Raw genomic sequence first — 18890 nt, forward strand, 5'->3', positions numbered from 1 at the left:
TGCCGCCGACGGGGCTGATGGACTCAGTCGACTCGGAGTGAACGGGTGATCGCTTCGGCGAGCGCCGGGTCGCCGGACACGGCGATGAGGACCACCCGCTGGTCGGGGACCACCACCACCTGCCGCGTCCGGCCATCCGGCAGCACATCGCCGCCCCGAAGGACGGGATGGCCGGACGCTTCGCCCGCCTCGGTCGCGAGCTGGGCCACCGGGTCGAGTTCGAGATTCGCGCGCCGTATCTCGGCGTAGTCGACGCGAGGGGGCGGCACCACGGCGCAGCCCGCGATCAGGTCGACATCCACGATGTACGTGTCGCGCATCGGCGTACCACATTTGGTGGCATTGCGCGGCCACCCCGCCGGCACCGAGATCCGCACCCCCGTGCTGACGACCTCCTGCTGGCGGGTTGGGCCGCGATCACGTACGGCCGCAGTCACCACCGTGGCGAGGGTGAGAACCGCCCCAATCGCGAGGGCGGCCACCGCTACCCGTGCGCCCCTGCGTCTCCTCAGGTCGAGGCTCATTCATGCCCCTCGCCAGTTGTCCGTCCGTCAGGCGGCCCAGAGTCGGCCCGGACCAATCTATCCGTCCGCCGCAGACGGGGGGCGCGCTGTACGGCCGTCGTTGCGATTCGTTCGCGCTCAGCTCGACAGGGCCGGCACCAGGCAGGGCCGGAGAGCGCCGGCCTCGCCTGTCACTGCCGAAGCAACACGTCGGCCGACGCCACGCGCGACGACGAGACCCGGGCGAGGCGGGTGGCGACGAGGGTGGCGGCCAGGACGGAGACGGCGGCGACCGGGCCGATCCAGGACGGGCCGAGGCCGACCGCGAGCACCGTACCGCCGAGCCCTGCGCCGAGGGCTCCGGCGGCGCCGGCGACCGAGATGTTGACGGCGGCGACCAGGCCGGTGGTGGCCGCGTCGACCTGGCCCATCAGCCAGGTCTGGACCAGCGGCACGACCAGGAACGCCGCCGCGCCCAACAGGGCCAGCCCGGCCAGCGCCAGCGGGGCGATCGGGAGCAGCAGCGGCTGGACCAGCAGGATCGCCGTCAGCGCGCCGACGGCGAGGGGCAGCCGGCGGGTGATCGCCTCGGGGCGTACCCGGCCGGCGAGCAGGTTACCGGCGATGGTGCCGAGGCCGTAGCCGACCAGGCCGACGCTGACCCAGCCGGGGGAGAGCCCGGTGACGGTGCGCAGCATCGGGGCGACGTAGGTGAAGGCGGCCACGAAACCGGTGAGCACCAGCAGGGTGACCGCGAGTCCGGCGTAGATGCCGGGACGCAACAGCGCGCCGACGCTGTCCCGGACGCCGGCCGGCGGTGGGGTGGGGATCCGGGGGCAGAAGACGACCACGCCGAGCAGGCCCAGCGCGGCCAGGCCGGCCACCGCCACGAAGGTGACAGGCCAGCCGTACGCCTCGCCGATCAGGCTGCCCAGCGGCAGGCCGAGCACGGTGGCCAGGGCGAAACCGCCGAACAGCCGGGCCACCGCGACGGTCTGCCGCTCCGGCGGCACCGAGGCCATGGCCACCTGGGAGGCCACCGCCATGAACAGCGCCTGTGCCAGCGCCGAGCCCAGCCGGGCCGACAGCAGCATCGGGTACGAGGTGGCCATGGCGCTGGCCACCGCGGACACCGTGGCCAGTGCCATGGTGCCGGCGAGCAGCTCGCGGCGCGGCAGCCGTCGGGTCAGCACGGTGGCGATCGGACCGCCCACGGTGACCACGATCATGTACGCGGTGACCAACTGGCCGGCGGCGGCAACTGACACGTCCAGGTCGGTGGCGACCTGGGGGAGCAGGCCGACAAGCACGAACTCGGCGGTGGCCACGGCGAAAGAGCAGACGAAGAGCACATAGATGATCACAGACGGACGCTAAAGCCTGACATTGACGTTAGAGTCAAGCGATGCGGATCGGTGAGTTGAGCGCGCGGACCGGCGCGTCGGTACGGATGCTGCGGTACTACGAGGAGCAGGGCCTGCTGACGCCGCTACGCACCGACTCGGGCTACCGGATCTACCAGGACTCCGACGTCGACCGGGTGGCCCGGATCCGGTGCATGCTGTCGGCCGCGCTGCCGTCCGGAGTGGTCGGGCAGGCGTTGACGTTCCTGCTGGACGGCCGGGCGGCGATCCCCGACCAGCCGGCTGACCGCGCCCGCCTGGCCGACACCCTCCAGGCCGAGCTGGATCTGCTGACCGAGAAGATCGAGTCGCTGCGGTCCAGCCGGGACCTCCTCGCCACGATCGTCGCCGACGTACGCGGTGACGTGGTGGGCCCCGGCCATCCCGGTGACCCGGGCTGCGCGGTGGTCCGCCGGTCGGTCCGGAAGGCGGGCCCGGCGGTCGGTCCCGCCCGCTGAACTGCCGCTCAGGCCCCGCTCAGGCGTCATGGGGTTGCCGAGGGACCGTGCCGCTCGGGCCTCGCTCGGTGCGTCGTGGGTTGCCGAGGACCGCGCCGCTCAGGTCCCGCTGGGCGGCGGGGGCAGCCGCAGGCCGTGCATGCCGCCGTCGACGGCGAGCACGCTGCCGGTGGTCGACCCGGACAGCGGACTGGCCAGGTACGCGACGGCGGCGGCCACCTCGTCCGGGGTGGTGAGGCGACCGGTGGGCTGGCGGGCCCGCAACGCGGCCAGTTCCGCCGCCGGATCGTCGGCGGCGTCGAGCAGCCGACGCACCCACGGGGTGTCCGCCGTGCCCGGGTTGACGCAGTTGACCCGGATGCCGGCGGTCACGTAGTCGGCGGCCATCGCCAGTGTGAGCGCCTGCACCGCGCCCTTGCTGGCGCTGTACAGGGCCCGCTGGGGCAGCCCGAGCCAGGCGGCGATGGAGCCGATGTTGACGATCGCGGCGTGCCCGGAGGCGCGCAGGTGTGGCAGCGCGGCCCGGGTCACCCGGACGATGCCGACCACGTTGACGTCGAGTACCTGGTGCCATTCGGCGTCGGTGTCTGCCTCGATGGTGCCGACCGCACCGATGGCGGCATTGTTGACCAGGACGTCGATGCCGTCGAAGGCGTCGCGGACGGCGGCGATCGCGGACCGTACCGACGCGTCGTCGGTCACGTCGGCCGCCAGGCCCAGCAACGGCTCGGGCACCTGCTGCGGGTTCAGGTCCAGGCAGGCCACCCGGGCGCCACGCTCGGCGAGCAGGGTGGCCGTGGCCAGGCCGATGCCGGAGGCGCCACCGGTCACCACCGCCGACAGCCCGGCGAACTCACCGGTGCCGGTGACGGGTGTGCCGGCGCCGCCCTGCCCGTCGCCGGTCACGCCGCTGCCAGCGTCTGGCGTTGCCGGCCCAGGCCGTCGATCTCCAACTCCACCACGTCACCGGCGACCAGGTAGGGCTTGGGTTCCGGCTGCCCGAGGGCGACGCCGGCCGGGGTACCGGTGTTTATGACGTCGCCGGGGTACAGCACCATGAACTGGCTCAGGTAGCGGACGATCTCGGCCACCGGAAAGACCATGTCCTTGGTGGTGCCGTCCTGCCGCAGCACGCCGTTGACCCAGAGCCGCAACCGCAGATCCTGCGGATCGGGAATCTCGTCGGCGGTCACCAGCCACGGGCCGAACGGGTTGAACGTCTCGCAGGACTTGCCCTTGTCCCACTGGCCGCCCCGGTCGAGCTGGAACTCCCGCTCAGAGACGTCGTGGGAGACGGCGTACCCGGCGACGCAGTCCAACGCCGCCTCGGTCGACGGCAGGTAGCGCGCCTTGCGGCCGATGACGACGGCGAGTTCGACCTCCCAGTCCGTCCTGGTGCTGCCGCGGGGCACCAGCACCGGGTCGTCGGGACCGACCACCGTGTCGGCCGCCTTGAGGAAGACCACCGGCTCGGCGGGCAGTGCCGCCCCGGTCTCGGCGGCGTGGTCGCGGTAGTTCAGCCCGATGCAGACGATCTTCCCGGGTCGCAGTGGGGGACCGATCCGCAGGTCGGTCGGGTCCATCGGAGACAGGTCGTGCGGGGAGATGCCGGCCAGGCGAGCCAGGCCGTCGGTGGCCAGGAAGGCAGGGTCCAGGTCGTCGGTCACGCCGCTGAGGTCACGGAGTTGGCCGGCCTCGTCGAGCAGTGCCGGCGTCTCCCACCCCGGCAGGCCAACTCGCAGCAGCTTCACCGTCGCCCCCAGATACCGCGTCACGTACCAGCCGGCAAGACATGTGATGTCTATCAGGTGAGCGTGACGCCTCACAAGCCCCATGATCGACAGGGGTGGTGGGGACTTCCGACCCGTCCGGAAGGGACCTCGGCCGCTGGTCCGCCGCACGTCCGCACGCTGCACTGGAAGCAGGACGGAGAGGAGTGAGGACGATGACGTACCTGATTGTCGTCGGCGTCGATGGTTCGGATGGTGGGCGGCGGGCACTGCGGTGGGCGGTCGGTGAGGCGGCCGAGCGCAACGGCACCGTGCAGGCGGTGACCGCCTGGCGTTGGGACGGCCTGGACGGTGGCGCCATGGTCGCGCCCAACCCGATCGAGGAGGAGGAGCGGGCCACCGCACTGTTGGCCAGGGAGATCGGCGAGGTCACCCGGGGTACGTCGGCGGGACCGGTCGCGGCCGAGGTCGTCGAGGGCCGCCCGGCCGACGTGCTCACCGCCGCCGCCCGTGGCGCCGACCTGTTGGTGCTGGGCAGCCACGGACACGGCCGTCTGCGGCACACGGTGCTCGGCTCGGTCAGCGAGGAGTGCGTACGCAAGGCCACCTGCCCGGTGGTGGTGATCCCGGTGCCGGCACCGGCGCCGGCCGGTCCCGCTGTGCCGGCGGTGTCGGCCTGACCTGGGACGGCGGGGGTTGCCGGTCTCTGCCATGCTCTGGGCCGTGACGACCGGCCACCCCCGTTCCCGCCGCCGCGCCCGCCGGACCAGGTTCGGGCTCCTGTTCACCCTGGGGATCGTGATCGCCCTGGCCGTCGCGGCGGTGATCGTGCTGCGTCCGCCGGGGCCCCGCCCGCTGTTCCAGATGCCTGTCGCCTGCGGGGAGACCTGGCAGGTCGGCACCTATCCCGGGCACGGCGACTACGACGTGGATTTCTTCCCGCTCTCCGGCGACCCGTGGGGACAACCGGTGCTCGCCTCGTATGAGGGCACTGTCACCGTGGCCGGGATCAACGGGTCGCTCGGTGGTCGTACCCCGGAGAACCCGGACGGCCCCCGGGGCCGTGGTGGTGGCTACTGGGTGAAGATCGACCACGGCGGCCGGTGGGAGACCCAGTACCTGCACCTGCTGGAGCCGCCGATGGTGGAGGCCGGTGAGCGGGTGGTCCAGGGCCAGCAGATCGGCCGGATCGGCAGCACCGGCAACTCCGGCGCCCCGCACCTGCACTACGAGCAGCGGCGCGGCTGGCAGAAGGTGGAGACCTGGTTCGACGGCGCCCCGTCGGGCATCACCCACGACGACGCGGAGTACACGCTTCAGCTGACCAGCAACAACTGTCCGTAGCGGAGGTGTCGCCCGGTGATGTCGTACCCGCCTGATGGGGTACGGCCATGGGTGTTCTGTATGACTACTTCCGGGCGGCGGACGACGAAGCCGCGATCGGGTTGATGGCGGAACTCGACGGCGGTCCGGTCGCTGTGTCGGGGGGTCGCCCCGGGGTGGACGCGATCGACCTCAAGGGCATCGAGCCGATGGTCACCCTCGGCAAGCTGGTCGGCTTCGCGCGCGGGCGGGACTGGTCCACCGACGTGATCGAGCAACGGTTCATCTGGAGCTTCGGCGAGGAAGGGCCGTGGTTGGTCGTCCTCGACGACGCCGTCAGGGACACCCTGGCATCGATCACCGCCGCTCAGTCGCCCGAGCTGTCGGCGCGGTGGGGGCAGATCGAGGAGCTGGCCTGGGGTGAGCCGCTGCCGCCCGATGAACTGCTGCCGGTGATCGAGGAGATCAGCGCCCTGGCCCGCCGCGCCCTGGCCGCCGATCAGCACCTCTACTGCTGGAGCTGCCTCTGACCGCCCGGGTCACAGCTTGACGGCGAACGTGTCCGCCCGCCGGTCCGAGCCCTGCCGACCGCCGGATTTGCGGTTAGCGTGGGGCTAGATCGACTGCCGCAGAAGAATCCAGGGGGAGGACCATGTCCAGGACCAGATTCAGGTTGGCCGGCGCGACGATCGCCCTGATGCTCGCCGCCGTGGCGGGATGCAGCGGGGGCGAGGGCGTCGACGTCGACGGCAACGACGCGGCGGGCGCCGGAGGCGTGCTCAACGCCGCGATCGGTGGCGAGCCCGACCAACTCGATCCGCACAAGACGTCTGCCTACTACAGCTTCCAGGTGCTGGAGAACGTCTTCGACACGCTCGTCGAGCCGGACGCCAACCTGGAGATGAAGCCTTCCCTGGCCACCGAGTGGACCACCAGCGATGACCAACTGACCTGGACGTTCACCCTCCGCGAGGGGGTGAAGTTCTCCGACGGTTCGCCACTGACCGCCGAGGACGTCGTCTACTCGTACAACCGGATCATCGACGAGAAGCTGAACAACGCGTACAAGTTCGGCACGGTGAAGTCGATCGAGGCATCCGACCCGAAGACCGTCGTGGTGACCCTCAACGCGCCGACGCCGAACCTGCTGGCGAACCTCGGCGGCTTCAAGGGCGTGGCGATCGTCCAGAAGTCCAACGTGGAATCCGGTGAGATCACCACCAAGCCGGTCGGCAGCGGTCCGTTCGCCGTGGAGAACTACAGCTCCGGCGACAGCATCAGGCTGGTCCGCAACGACAACTACTGGGGCGAGAAGCCCAAGCTGGACGGCGTCCGGTTCACCTTCGTCAGCGACCCCACAGTCGCCCTGCAGAACCTGCGCGGCGGTGAGGTGCACTGGACCGACAACCTGCCACCGCAGCAGGTGCCGGCGCTGCTCGACGGGGACGACCCGACTGTGCAGTCGGTGCCGTCGACCGACTACTGGTACCTCTCGCTGAACCAGGCGCGCAAGCCGTACGACGACGTCAACGTCCGTCGGGCGATCGCCTTCGCGCTGGACCGTGAGGCGATCACCAAGGCCGCCAAGTTCGGGCTGGCCACTGTCAACCAGGCCGCCATTCCGCAGAACAGCGCCTTCTACTACGAGTACGCGCCGTACTCGCACGACGTGAACCAGGCGCGGCAGCTGCTCGACCAGGCCGGCGTCAGTGGCCTGAGCATGGACCTCATGGTCACCAGCGAGTACCCGGAGACGGTCACCGCCGCCCAGGTGATCGCCTCGCAGCTGGAAGCCGTCGGGATCACCGTCAAGATCCGTACGCTGGACTTCGCGCAGTGGCTCGACGAGCAGGGCGCCGGCCACTTCGACTCGTTCATGCTCGGCTGGCTGGGCAACATCGACCCTGACGAGTTCTACTACGCCCAGCACCACAGTGACGGCACGTTCAACTTCCACAAGTACGCCAACCCGAACGTCGACCGGCTGCTCGACCAGGCCCGGACGGAGACCGACCAGGCCGCCCGCAAGCAGCAGTACGACCAGGTGGCCAAGCAGATCGTGGACGACGCCAGCTACATCTACCTCTACAACCCAGACGTGGCCCAGGGCTGGTCCAAGCAGGTCAGCGGCTACGAGGTACGCACGGACCGGGCGATCCGGTTCCGCGACGTGGCTCTCGCCCGGTGACCTGGCGGGGGACCTCAGGTGGCCCGCTTCGTCATCCGTCGGCTGTTGCAGTCGGCAGTCGTACTGCTCGGCGTGACCCTCGTGGTGTTCCTGCTGCTCCAACTGGTGCCGGGTGACCCCGTCCGGGTCGCCCTCGGCACCCGCTTCGACCCGCAGACGTACGAGGCGCTGCGGGCCCGGGCGGGGCTGGACCAGCCACTTGTGGTGCAGTATTTCGACTACCTGCGGCGGGCGCTGACCGGCGACCTCGGGGTCAGCTTCCGCAGCGGACGGCCGGTCACCGCGATCGTGCTGGAGCGGCTGCCGGCGACTCTGTCGCTGGCGGTCACCGCTGTGGTGTTCGCGATGCTCATCGCCTTTCCGTTGGGGATCGTCTCGGCCATCCGCAGCGGCTCGCTCGTCGACCACGCGGCCCGGGTGTTCAGCCAGTTCGGTGTCTCGGTGCCGGACTTCTGGATGGGGATCATGGGCATCCTGCTCTTCTCCGGGGTGCTCGGCTGGCTGCCGCCGTCCGGGTACGTCGCGCTCACCGAGGATCCCGGCCGCTGGGCGTCCCATGTGGCGCTGCCCGCCGCCACGGTCGGCCTGGTGACCGCCTCGATCCTCACCCGGTTCATCCGCTCGTCGATGCTTGAGGTGCTCTCCGAGGACTACGTGCGCACCGCCGAGGCCAAGGGTCTGCGTACCCGGGTGGTGGTGTTGCGGCACGTGCTGCGCAACGCCCTGATCCCGGTGGTGACGGTGGTGGCCGTGCAGCTGGCCAGCCTGCTCGGCGGGGTGATCGTGATCGAGGTGCTGTTCGCCTGGCCCGGCATCGGGCGGCTCACCTACGACGCCGTCGCGGCCCGCGACTATCCGGTGCTCCAGGGTGCGGTGCTGCTGGTGGCGGCGCTGTTCCTCCTGGTCAACCTGCTTGTCGACATTCTCTACGCCCGGCTTGACCCGAGGATCACGGTCAAATGAGCGCGCAGCAGGTCAATCGCGAGGGACAGGTGCGTCGGGCGCTGTCCGCGTTGCGGCGCGATCCGCTGGCGTTGACCGGCAGCCTGGTGCTGGCGGTGCTGGTCGTGGTGGGCGTGGGCGGCTCCTGGCTGGCGCCGTCGGGGATCAACGAGGTTGACGTCGACCGGATGCTCCAAGCGCCGAGTTGGGCACACCCGTTCGGCACCGACGAGTTGGGCCGCGACGTCCTCAGCCGGGTCATGGTCGCCGCCCGGGTGTCGTTGCAGGTCGGCCTGGTCAGCGTCGGCATCGCGCTGGCGGTGGGGGTGACCCTCGGCCTGTTCGCCGGCTACTACCGTGGCTGGCTGGACAACGTGCTGATGCGTTGCATGGACGTGCTGTTCGCGTTTCCGGTGCTGCTGCTGGCGGTGGCGATCGTGGCGGTGCTCGGTCCGGGACTGACCACCGCGATGGTGGCGATCGGGGTGGTCTACACGCCGATCTTTGCCCGGGTGACCCGGGCCGGCGTGCTCTCGGTACGGGAACAGGTCTTCGTCCGTGCTGCGGTCTCGGTCGGCGCCTCCGACCTGCGGATCATGCGTCGGCACGTGTTGCCGAACATCGCGGCACCGTTGATCGTGCAGACGTCGCTGTCCCTGGCCTTCGCGATCCTCTCCGAGGCGGCGTTGTCCTTCCTCGGCCTCGGTGTCCAGCCACCCGATCCCGCCTGGGGCCGGATGCTGTTCGACGGGCGCGGGTTCGTCACCGAGGCGTGGTGGCTGGGATTCTTCCCCGGTGCGGCGATCTTCCTCACCGTCCTGGCGTTCAACCTGGTCGGTGACGCGCTGCGGGACGTGCTCGATCCTCGCCAGCTCACCGTCAGCGAAGCCAGGAGGAGCACCGCATGAAGCCCGTACTGGCGGTCGAGGACCTCACCGTCACCATCGGCACCCGGCGTGGGCCGGCGCACGCCGTCGCCGGGGTCGACTGGGCGGTGCGGCCGGGGGAGACCCTGGCGCTGGTCGGCGAGTCCGGCAGCGGCAAGAGCATGAGTGTGCTCGCCGCCACCGGGCTGGCGCCCCGCACCGCACGGGTGACCGGGCGGGTGCACCTGCTCGACACGGAGCTGACCGCGCTGACCGAGGAACGCCGTCGGCGGCTACGCGGTCGGCACATCGGGTTCGTGTTCCAGGATCCGATGACCTCGCTCAACCCGGTGCTCACCGTCGGCCGGCAGGTCACCGAGGCCGCCGAGGAGCACCTCGGACTCACCCGGCGGGCCGCCCGGTCCCGCGCCGTCGAACTGCTGGACCTGGTCGGCATCCCGTCCGCCGGGCAGCGGGTGGACGCGTACCCGCACCAGTTCTCCGGCGGCATGCGCCAACGGGTGGTGATCGCCATGGCGCTGGCCTGTGAGCCGGACCTGTTGATCGCCGACGAGCCGACCACGGCCCTCGACGTCACCACCCAGGCCCAGATCGTCGAGCTGGTCGCCGACCTGCAACGGCGCCTCGGCACGGCGGTCGTCTGGATCACCCACGACCTCGGTGTGGTCGCCGGCATCGCCGACACGGTGGCGGTCATGTACGGGGGCCGGATCCTCGAACAGGGGCCGGTCGACACCGTCTTCGGTGCGCCGTCGCACCCGTACACCAGGGCTCTGCTGGCCGCCCGCCCGGACCCGGCGGCCGGCGGCGCGGATCTGGTCACCATCGCCGGTGCGCCACCCAGCCCGTTGGATCTGCCGGCGGGTTGTGCCTTCTGGCCCCGTTGCCCGGTGCGGGGTGACGCTCGCTGTGAGCACGAACTGCCGCCGCTGGTACCGGTCTCGGCCGGGCACCAGGTACGAACCTTCTACCCCCAGGGAAGCGACGGGGAGCGCCGATGAGCGAGCGGCAGCAAGCGGATCACCAGCTCAGCACGGTCGTGTCGGCCGAGGGCACGGCGCACGCCGCGGTGCCGAAGCAGCGGGAACCGGGCGAGGTGGTCGCCGAACTCGACGATCTGGCGGTGTGGTTTCCGACGCCGGCCGGCGTCGTCCGGGCCGTCGACGGCGTTTCGTTGCGGGTACGGCGGGGCGAGACGCTGGGGCTGGTCGGTGAGTCGGGCAGCGGCAAGTCCACCACCGGGCTGGCCCTGCTGCGGCTCGTGGATCCCACCTCCGGCACCGTCCGGGTGGCCGACCAGGACGTCACCCGGTGGTCCCGGCGGCGATTGCGTGCGCTGCGTCGCCGGGTGGCCATGGTGTTCCAGGACCCGCAGGCGTCTCTGGACCCTCGGCTCACCATCGGGGCGAGCATCGCCGAGCCGCTGATCGTGCATCGGCTCACCGACGGCGGTGCGGCCCGTCGCCGTCGGGTCGACGAACTGCTCGACATGGTCGGGTTGCGTGGCGACCTGGCCGACCGGCATCCGCACGAACTCTCCGGCGGCCAGCGGCAGCGGGTCGGGATCGCCCGTGCCCTGGCCGGTGAGCCGGACCTGATCGTGCTGGACGAACCGATCGCCTCGCTCGACCTGAGCGTGCAGGCACAGATCATGAACTTGCTCCGCCGCCTGCAACGGGACCTGGGCCTGACCTACCTTTTCATCGCCCACGATCTTGCCGCCGTGGAGCACATGAGCGACCGGATGGCGGTGATGTACCTGGGGCGGATCGTGGAGAGCGGCACGCCGGCGCAGATCTGGCGGGATCCGGCTCACCCGTACACCGCCGCGCTGCTGTCCGCGGTGCCGGTCGCCGACCCGCAGGTCGAGCGGGAACGTCGCCGGATCATCCTCAGTGGTGACATCCCCAGCCCGGTGGACCCCCCGGGCGGCTGCCGATTCCGTACCCGCTGCCCGCAGGCCCGGCCGGAGTGCGCCGAGACCGACCCGGTGCTGGCCGAGGTCGCCCCCGATCACCGCGCGGCGTGCCTGTTCGCCGGGGAGGCCGTCCGAGCGATGCGCTCGCGGTGAACCCGTCGACCCGCCGACCGCCGACGGGTCAGGCTCTCCGCAGCGGCCGGAACGCGGCGCGTACCTCGGCTGAGAAGATCTCCGGCTCCTCCCAGGCCGCGAAGTGGCCGCCACGGTCCACCTCGTTGAAGTACGCGACGCCGGGATAGACCGCCTCGACCCAGCTGCGGGGCGCTGCCCAGATCTCGCCGGGGAACGCCGTGAATCCGACCGGAACCGAGACCGGTGGCGGCGGCTGGCCGGCCGCGTCGGCTGCCGCCTGGAATCGTCCGAACTCCCAGTACCACCGGGCGGCCGAGGTGCCGGTGCCGGTGAGCCAGTACAGCGTGATGTTGTCGACGATGGTTTCCCGGCTGAGCCCGCCCACCGGCTCGCCGTCGACGAACGCGCGGGACATCTTGTAGTAGCTGTCCGTGTCGTGGTCGAGCATCCAGGCCGCCAGCCCGACGGGCGAATCGAGCAGTGCGTAGCCGATGGTCTGCGGTCGGGTGGACTGTTCCAGGAAGTAGCCGAAACCGTCGGTGGTGAAAGTCGTCAACGCGTCGTGCGCCGCGCGTTCCTGTGCGGAGTTCGCCGGCAGTTGGTCCTTGAGACCGATCGCCGCGGCGAGCAGGTTGACATGGATGCCGAGAAGCCCGTCGGGTGCCTGGCGGCCCATCGCGTCCGTGACGGAGGCGCCCACGTCGCCACCTTGGGCGACATAGCGTGAGTAGCCGAGACGATTCATCAGCTGTGCCCACGCCCGGGCCATCCGGGCGGAGTCCCAACCGAGCTCGGTCGGCTCGCCGGAGAAGCCGTAACCGGGCAGCGACGGAAGCACCAGGTGGAAGGCGTCCTCGGCCTGTCCGCCGTGCGCCGTCGGGTCGGTGAGCGGGCCGATCACCCCGAGCAGTTCGATGACCGAGCCGGGCCAGCCGTGCGTCATGATCAGCGGTAGCGCGTCCTCGTGGGCGGATCGCACGTGGATGAAGTGGATCTCGACGCCGTCGATCTCGGTCGTGTACTGCGGCAGGGCGTTCAGTTTCGCCTCGCAGGCGCGCCAGTCGTGCTCGGTCGTCCAGAAGCGGGCGACCTCCTGGACTGTCGCCAGCTGCACGCCCTGGGAGCGGTCGGTGACCAGTTCGCTGCTGGGCCAACGCGTAGCCGTGATCCGGCGACGCAGGTCCTCGATCGCCTCTTCCGGGGTGTTCAGTTGGAAGGGACGGATCCCGTTGTCGTCGGACATGCTCCCACCTGTCGGGTCGGCTCGGCCGGTACCGGCTCCCGGCCGGGCTCGTACGCGCTCATCTTCACATCGGCTCGGTGGCCGAGGACCGGAAACACGAATTCGCGGTGCGGCCGAGTGGGCCGGACCAGGAGCCGTGCTCCGTTACCGGTCCGGCTGTCATGCCGCGTCGTCGACCGAGTCTTGACGGTGGCCGCCCGAACCCTGTCCACTATCCCTACATGTTTTGTCGGAAATAGCGGGGACGGGGGTGTGGTCGTGCACATCTCGGCGCGGTCGGACTACGCCGTGCGGGCCATGCTGGCGGTGGCGCAGCATCACCCGGAGGTGGTGAAGGCGGCGGTGCTGGCGGCCAGCCAGGACATCCCGTACCCCTTCCTGCAGGGCATCCTGCTCGACCTCCGGCGCGCCGGACTGTTGCACAGCCTGCGCGGCACCGACGGCGGGTACGCGCTGACCCGGGCGCCGGCCGAGATAGCGGTGGGGGACGTGCTGCGAGCCACCGCCGGAGCGTTGACGACGGTACGAGGGGCCCCGGCCGAGGTGGCGACCTACCACGGCGTGGCCACCGGCCTGGGCGAGGTGTGGCTGTCGGTGCACCGGGCCATCGAGGGGGTGGTCGACGGCACCAGCCTGGCCGACCTGCTCGGGCGAGACCGTCTGGTCAGGCGAAGCGTGGCCGACTGTGGACCCGACGCGGCGTGACGGTGGGGTCGGCGACCAGGTGTCGTCGTCAAGGCTTGAAAACCTGTCGAGTTAGTGGGATATTCGGTGCGCGGTCGGTGTGTGGCGACCGCCGCACGTCGCGCGGCTCGATGTCGAGTGCGACGGCGTTCGTTCCTGCGGGGCATGCCGGGCATCGAGGCCCGATGCGTGATCCGTACTCGTGTTGCCGTCCTCGTGGCGGCTTCATGCTGGGCGAATTACCTATTTAACCAGTCGGATTTATATAGTGCGGGCGCACTGAAGGAGGACGGGTTCGCAGATGAGGCACCGGATCAGAGCAGTAAGCGCCCTGGCCGTAGTCGTCGGCCTGGCCCTGGCGGGTTGCGGTGGCGGGGACGCCGCCGGCAGTTCCACCACGCTGAGCATCGTCGGTTTCGCGGTACCCGAGGCGGCGAACAAGGCCATCGCCGCGGAATGGAACAAGACCGAGGCGGGCAAGGGGGTGCGGTTCCGCACCTCGTACGGCGCCTCCGGAGACCAGAGCCGGGCCGTCGTCTCCGGGCTGAAGGCCGACTACGTCCACTTCTCCGTCAGCAGCGACGTGACCCGGCTGGTCGAAGCCGGCCTAGTCGAGGAGAGCTGGGACGACGGGCCGAACAAGGGCATCGTCTCGTCTTCGGTCGTGGTCCTCGCAGTACGCAAGGGCAACCCGAAGAACATCCAGGGCTGGGACGACCTGATCAAGCCGGGGATCGGCATCGTCACGCCGAACCCCGCCTCGTCGGGTGCCGCCCGCTGGAACGCCCTCGCGGCCTGGGGCCACATCGCTGCCAACGGCGGCACGGACGCCCAGGCCGAGGAGTACCTCACCAAGCTCTTCGCCAACGTGGTGTCGCTGCCCAACAGCGGCCGGGACGCCACGACCACCTTCCTGGGTGGCACCGGCGACGTCCTGCTGGCCTACGAGAACGAGACGATCCTGGCCCGGCAGAACGGCGAGGAACTGGACTGGGTGCTACCCGCCACCACCATCCTGATCCAGAATCCGGGCGCGATCCTGAAGGACGCGGACCCGAAGGCGAAGGAGTGGCTCGACTTCGTGCTGGGCCCGCAGGGCCAACGGCAGTTCGCGCTCACCGGCTTCCGCCCGATCATCGACGGCGTCGACACCAGCGGCGTCGAGGGGGCGGTCGACCCGAGTAACCCGTTCCCCGCGCCGCGGCAGCTGCTCACCGTCGACAAGGACTTCGAGAGCTGGTCGGCGTTGTCGGAGAAGTTCTTCGACGAGAGCGACGGCATCGTCACCAAGGTCATCGCGGCCTCCGGGAAGGCGAAGTGACCTCGACGACCCTGGTTCCGGACCGGCCGGCGGGCGACCGCCGGCCGGCCCGGGCCGGTCTGCCGCTGACCCGGGTCTCCGGCCTGGGCCTCGGCGTCGCCATGGTGTGGTTCAGCCTGCTGGTGCTGATTCCGCTCGCCGCCGTGGTGGTGACCGCCTCCGAGGGCGGGTGGGGCGGGTTCTGGGGGACGGTCACCAACGAACAGACCGCCGCCACGCTCCGGCTGACAGTGGGTACCGCGCTGCTCGTCACGCTCGTCAACGTCGTCATGGGCACCCTGATCGCCTGGGTGCTGGTGCGGGACCACTTCGCCGGCAAGCGGGCGCTCGAAGTCCTCATCGACGTGCCGTTCGCACTGCCGACGATCGTCGCCGGTCTGGTGCTGCTGTCGTTGTACGGGCCGGACAGCCCGCTCGGCGTCAACATCGCCAACACCAGGATCGCGGTGTTCCTCGCCTTCCTCTTCGTCACGCTGCCGTTCATCGTGCGGACCGTGCAGCCGGTGCTGGCCGAGCTTGATCCGGAGGCCGAGGAAGCGGCGGCGTCGCTGGGCGCGAGTCGGCTCGTCACGTTCCGGCGGATCATCCTGCCCAGCCTCACCCCGGCCATCGCGGCCGGCGCTGCGCTCTCCTTCGCCCGCGCGGTCGGTGAGTACGGCTCACTGGTCCTGCTCTCCGGCAACCTGCCGATGCGTACCGAGGTCGCCTCGGTGCGCATCCTCAGCAGCATCGAGAACGACAACCCGGACAGCGCGGCAGCGGTCGCGGTGGTGCTGCTGGCCGTCTCGCTCGCCGTCATCGTGCTCCTCGACGTCATTCAGCGGAGGGTGATGCGCCGTGGCTGACAGTTCGATCGCCGCCCCTACCCCGGTCGGCCGCCGCCCCGGCCGCCACGTCCTGCGCGCCGTCGTGGTGGCGTACCTGTTCTTCCTGGTGGCCTGGCCGTTGTATCTGGTGGGACGGAACGCCTTCGCCGACGGGCTCACCAGCTTCCAGGACATTCTCACCGACCCCGACGTGACCCACGCGCTGCAACTAACCGTGGTGATCGCGGTGGTCGCCGTGGTCATCAACACGGTGTTCGGTGTCGGCATCTCCATCCTGCTGGTCCGCTACGACTTCCCCGCTAAGCGGGCCCTCAACGCCCTGCTCGACATGCCGCTGTCGGTCTCACCGATCGTCGTCGGGCTCGCGCTGATCCTGGTCTACGGCGGTCGTGACGGCTGGTTCGGTCCGACCCTGGAAGCGGCCGGTATCCAGATCATCTTCGCGGTGCCGGGCATGGTGATGGCCACCGTGTTCGTCGCGCTGCCGCTGGTCATCCGGGAGGTGGTGCCGGTACTCCAGGAAGTGGGCGACGAGCAGGAACAGGCCGCCCGCAGCCTCGGCGCCAACGCCTGGCAGACGTTCCGGCGGATCACACTTCCGTCGATCAAGTGGGGCGTGATCTACGGGGTCGTGCTCAGCCTCGCCCGCTCGCTCGGCGAGTTCGGCGCGGTCAAGGTGGTCTCCGGCAACGTGCTCGGTGACACCCGTACGGCCACCCTCGTGGTGGAGGAGAAGTACCTCAACTTCGACAAGGGCGGGGCGTACGCCACCGCCTTCCTCCTCGCCCTCGTCGCGGTGGCCTGCATCATCGTCGTATCCGTTCTCAGGCCGAAGGAAGAGCGTTGAGCATCGAGATCTCCCACGTCGGCAAGCGGTTCGCGGACTTCGTCGCCCTGGACGACGTGTCGGTGAGCATCCCGGCCGGTCGGCTCACGGCGCTGCTCGGTCCCTCCGGTGGTGGCAAGTCCACCCTGCTGCGGATCATCGCGGGACTGGAACGCGCCGACACCGGACGGGTCGAGATCGACGGCGTGGACGCCACCAGGCTGCCCCCGCAGAAGCGCAACGTCGGTTTCGTGTTCCAGCACTACGCGGCCTTCAAACACCTGTCGGTACGCCGCAACGTGGCCTTCGGCCTGGAGATCCGCAAGCGGCCCAGGGAGGAGATCCGACGGCGGGTCGATGAACTGCTCGCCCTGGTGCATCTGGGCCAGTTCGGCGACCGGCTGCCCACGCAGCTCTCCGGCGGGCAGCGGCAACGGATGGCGCTCGCCCGCGCCCTGGCCGTGGAGCCGACGGTGTTGCTGCTCGACGAGCCGTTCGGCGCCCTCGACGCGAAGGTCCGCAAGGAACTGCGGGACTGGCTGCGCCGGTTGCACGACGAGGTGCACGTGACCACCGTCTTCGTCACACACGACCAGGAGGAGGCCCTTGAGGTCGCCGACGAGATCGTGGTGATCAACGAAGGCAGGGTGGAGCAGATCGGGTCACCGGACGACCTCTACGACCGCCCGGCGAACGAATTCGTCATGCGGTTCCTCGGCCCGGTCACCCAGCTCGGCGACCAGCTCGTACGCCCCCACGACCTTCAGCTCGCGGTGGACCTGGCCGACGGTGTGCCCGGCCGGGTCACCCGGGTCACCCGGATCGGCTTCGAGATCCGGGTCGAGGTCACCACCACCGACGGACAGCCGGTCACGGTGACCCTCACCCGCAACGAGTTCCTCGCCCAGGGCATCGAGACCGGCACCGACGTACGACTCCGCATCGCCCCCAACACCCCCACCCCCACCCTGCCCCCCACCCCCACCCTGCCCCCAACCCCCACCCTGACCCCCGCCCACTAGGTTTCCGCCCGCACACCCCCGCTGATCAAGAAGTTTGCGTCGCCTCCGGGCGCAGATCCGACGCGAACTTCTTGATCATCCCGGAGGGCGGGGGGTGGGTGGGGTGGTTGGTGCTTAGCATCCTTGCTGGAGCCGCAGGTTGCGGCGGGTCGGTGGAGGGGAAGGGTCTGCGGCAGGTGCGCCGTCGATGGCGGGTGGGTCGGCCGGCGCCGGGTCGTGGGGTGCGCACGGTCACGCCGTTCGAGATCTTCTTCGACCTGGTCTTCGTCTTCACGCTCACCCGGATCGTCGCCTTCATGGGGAAGCCGCCGGATCCGGTGGCGATGGGCCGTGGGCTGCTGTTGCTGATGCTGCTCTGGTTCGCCTGGTCGGGATATCTCTGGCTGGGCAACCAGACCCGCGTCGACCGGCCACCGGTACGCGTGCCGGTGCTTGCCGCGATGGCCGGGTTCTTCGTCGCCGCCCTGGTCATGCCGGACGCCTGGGACTCCGCGCCAGGTCTGGACGGACCGCTGCTGCTGGCCCTTTCGTACGTGCTGCTGCGCGCCGTCCACCTGGCGCTCTACTACTGGGTGGGCGAGCCGGTGCTGCGGCTGCGGATCCGGCGTTTCGCCGTGGCAAGTGTGCTGGCCTGGTTTCCGCTGCTGGTCGGCGCCGTGCTCGGCGGCTGGGCGCAGACCTGGCTCTGGGCACTGGCCTTCCTGGTCGAGATCGGCGGGCAGCGTGGCGTCGTGCAGAACCGCCTGGGCGGGTGGCCGGTGCACAGCCCCGAGTACTTCGCCGAACGGCACGGGCTGGTGCTGATCATCGCGCTGGGGGAGTCGTTTCTCGCCGCCGGTGTGGGCGTCGGCACCATGGTCACCAAGCTTCCGGTGCTCGCCGGCGCGGTGATCGGTTTCATCCTGATCGCGTGCCTGTGGTCGATCCACTTCGACCGGGTCAGTCCGCTCGCCGAGCAGGCGCTGTTACGGGCCGGCGGTGAACGGCGGGACCGGATCGGCGCGGACGCCTATTCCCTTGGACACCTGCCGCTGATCGCCGGGGTGCTCTACACGGCGCTCAGCTTCGAGGACGTGCTCTCGTTGATCTCTGCCGCCGACCGGCCAGGTGGGGAGCCGCTGGAGTGGCCCGGGGTGGTGGCGCTCTACGGCGGCACCGCGCTCTACCTGCTGGGCACCCTGCTGGTGCGGTACCTGTCCGGCCGGGGCACCCGGACGAGCCACCTGGTCATCGCCGTCGTACCGCTGCTCCTGCTGCCGGTCGGCCGGGCGCTGCCGGCCCTGCTCTCGATCGGCCTGCTCGCCACCTACCTGGTCGGGCTGGTCCTGCTGCCCGGGATGGCATCCGGCGGGCGTCAGCCGGCGTCGCCAGCCGACCGATGACAGCTCAGCGGCACGACCAGGGCACCGGGCACCGGGCCGGCCGGACCGAGCAGGCGTTCTCGGCACCTGATTCACCGACGGTCAGTGGGCACCGGGCC

20 protein-coding genes are annotated in these 18890 nt (G+C 70.4%); 15 read left to right on the top strand and 5 right to left on the bottom strand.

The features are described from left to right. Window positions 1-23: 23 nt before the first annotated feature. Window positions 24-524, bottom strand: a complete 501-nt coding sequence (locus AB0I71_RS03990; RefSeq protein WP_357581753.1) for a hypothetical protein — start codon at window positions 522-524, stop codon at window positions 24-26. A gap of 170 nt (window positions 525-694) precedes the next feature. Beyond that, window positions 695-1867, bottom strand: a complete 1173-nt coding sequence (locus AB0I71_RS03995; protein ID WP_357581754.1) for an MFS transporter — start codon at window positions 1865-1867, stop codon at window positions 695-697. Window positions 1868-1908: 41 nt separating this feature from the next. Between AB0I71_RS03995 and AB0I71_RS04000 the strand changes: the two genes are divergently transcribed. Next, a complete protein-coding gene (locus AB0I71_RS04000; protein ID WP_357581755.1) occupies window positions 1909-2364 on the top strand; it encodes a MerR family transcriptional regulator in 456 nt (151 codons plus the stop codon). Window positions 2365-2463: 99 nt separating this feature from the next. Here AB0I71_RS04000 and AB0I71_RS04005 read toward each other — a convergent pair whose 3' ends face one another. Then, window positions 2464-3270: an SDR family oxidoreductase gene (locus AB0I71_RS04005; protein ID WP_357581756.1), complete on the bottom strand. Its 807-nt coding sequence runs from the start codon at window positions 3268-3270 to the stop codon at window positions 2464-2466. Then, the gene (locus tag AB0I71_RS04010; RefSeq protein ID WP_357582006.1) at window positions 3267-4115 is read right to left on the bottom strand and encodes a fumarylacetoacetate hydrolase family protein; all 849 of its coding nucleotides are present in this window, start codon (window positions 4113-4115) and stop codon (window positions 3267-3269) included. The genes AB0I71_RS04005 and AB0I71_RS04010 overlap by 4 nt, the downstream gene beginning before the upstream one ends. A 194-nt stretch (window positions 4116-4309) precedes the next feature. Between AB0I71_RS04010 and AB0I71_RS04015 the strand changes: the two genes are divergently transcribed. From AB0I71_RS04015 to AB0I71_RS04050, 8 genes are all read left to right on the top strand, one after another. After that, on the top strand, window positions 4310-4774 hold the full coding sequence (locus AB0I71_RS04015; RefSeq protein ID WP_357581757.1) for a universal stress protein: 465 nt from the start codon (window positions 4310-4312) through the stop codon (window positions 4772-4774). A 43-nt stretch (window positions 4775-4817) separates the two neighbouring features. Then, complete coding sequence (locus AB0I71_RS04020; RefSeq protein WP_357581758.1) at window positions 4818-5438, top strand: M23 family metallopeptidase; 621 nt, start codon at window positions 4818-4820, stop codon at window positions 5436-5438. Window positions 5439-5485: 47 nt separating this feature from the next. Further along, window positions 5486-5947 (top strand): hypothetical protein, encoded by a 462-nt coding sequence (locus tag AB0I71_RS04025; protein ID WP_357581759.1) that lies wholly within the window; start codon window positions 5486-5488, stop codon window positions 5945-5947. Window positions 5948-6069: 122 nt separating this feature from the next. Continuing rightward, a complete protein-coding gene (locus AB0I71_RS04030) occupies window positions 6070-7605 on the top strand; it encodes an ABC transporter substrate-binding protein (protein WP_357581760.1) in 1536 nt (511 codons plus the stop codon). Window positions 7606-7623: 18 nt separating this feature from the next. Next, window positions 7624-8568, top strand: a complete 945-nt coding sequence (locus AB0I71_RS04035) for an ABC transporter permease (RefSeq protein WP_357581761.1) — start codon at window positions 7624-7626, stop codon at window positions 8566-8568. Next, window positions 8565-9455 carry an ABC transporter permease gene (locus AB0I71_RS04040; RefSeq protein ID WP_357581762.1) on the top strand — a complete coding sequence of 297 codons (891 nt, stop codon included), beginning with the start codon at window positions 8565-8567 and terminating at the stop codon, window positions 9453-9455. The genes AB0I71_RS04035 and AB0I71_RS04040 overlap by 4 nt, the downstream gene beginning before the upstream one ends. Then, the gene (locus AB0I71_RS04045; RefSeq protein ID WP_357581763.1) at window positions 9452-10435 is read left to right on the top strand and encodes an ABC transporter ATP-binding protein; all 984 of its coding nucleotides are present in this window, start codon (window positions 9452-9454) and stop codon (window positions 10433-10435) included. The genes AB0I71_RS04040 and AB0I71_RS04045 overlap by 4 nt, the downstream gene beginning before the upstream one ends. Beyond that, window positions 10432-11505 carry an ABC transporter ATP-binding protein gene (locus tag AB0I71_RS04050; RefSeq protein WP_357581764.1) on the top strand — a complete coding sequence of 358 codons (1074 nt, stop codon included), beginning with the start codon at window positions 10432-10434 and terminating at the stop codon, window positions 11503-11505. Before AB0I71_RS04045 ends, AB0I71_RS04050 begins: the two co-directional genes overlap by 4 nt. 28 nt (window positions 11506-11533) lie before the next feature. Here the strand turns inward: AB0I71_RS04050 and AB0I71_RS04055 are convergent, their stop codons facing one another. Further along, window positions 11534-12730, bottom strand: coding sequence for an epoxide hydrolase family protein (locus AB0I71_RS04055; RefSeq protein ID WP_357581765.1), 1197 nt, complete (start codon window positions 12728-12730; stop codon window positions 11534-11536). Between the two features lie 258 nt (window positions 12731-12988). On the opposite strand from AB0I71_RS04055, the gene AB0I71_RS04060 reads away from it, so the two are divergent. From AB0I71_RS04060 to AB0I71_RS04085, 6 genes are all read left to right on the top strand, one after another. Continuing rightward, window positions 12989-13435 (top strand): Rrf2 family transcriptional regulator, encoded by a 447-nt coding sequence (locus AB0I71_RS04060; protein ID WP_357581766.1) that lies wholly within the window; start codon window positions 12989-12991, stop codon window positions 13433-13435. 280 nt (window positions 13436-13715) lie between these two features. Further along, on the top strand, window positions 13716-14735 hold the full coding sequence (locus AB0I71_RS04065) for a sulfate ABC transporter substrate-binding protein (RefSeq protein ID WP_357581767.1): 1020 nt from the start codon (window positions 13716-13718) through the stop codon (window positions 14733-14735). Further along, complete coding sequence (gene cysT, locus AB0I71_RS04070; RefSeq protein WP_357581768.1) at window positions 14732-15580, top strand: sulfate ABC transporter permease subunit CysT; 849 nt, start codon at window positions 14732-14734, stop codon at window positions 15578-15580. The genes AB0I71_RS04065 and cysT overlap by 4 nt, the downstream gene beginning before the upstream one ends. Continuing rightward, on the top strand, window positions 15573-16409 hold the full coding sequence (locus AB0I71_RS04075; protein WP_357581769.1) for a sulfate ABC transporter permease subunit: 837 nt from the start codon (window positions 15573-15575) through the stop codon (window positions 16407-16409). Before cysT ends, AB0I71_RS04075 begins: the two co-directional genes overlap by 8 nt. Beyond that, complete coding sequence (locus AB0I71_RS04080; RefSeq protein WP_357581770.1) at window positions 16406-17410, top strand: TOBE-like domain-containing protein; 1005 nt, start codon at window positions 16406-16408, stop codon at window positions 17408-17410. The genes AB0I71_RS04075 and AB0I71_RS04080 overlap by 4 nt, the downstream gene beginning before the upstream one ends. A 152-nt stretch (window positions 17411-17562) precedes the next feature. Beyond that, window positions 17563-18792 (top strand): low temperature requirement protein A, encoded by a 1230-nt coding sequence (locus AB0I71_RS04085; protein WP_357581771.1) that lies wholly within the window; start codon window positions 17563-17565, stop codon window positions 18790-18792. The last annotated feature ends 98 nt before the right edge of the window (window positions 18793-18890 follow it).

The organism is Micromonospora sp. NPDC049891 (assembly GCF_040660295.1).
In the GTDB taxonomy this organism is placed as follows: Bacteria; Actinomycetota; Actinomycetes; order Mycobacteriales; family Micromonosporaceae; genus Micromonospora.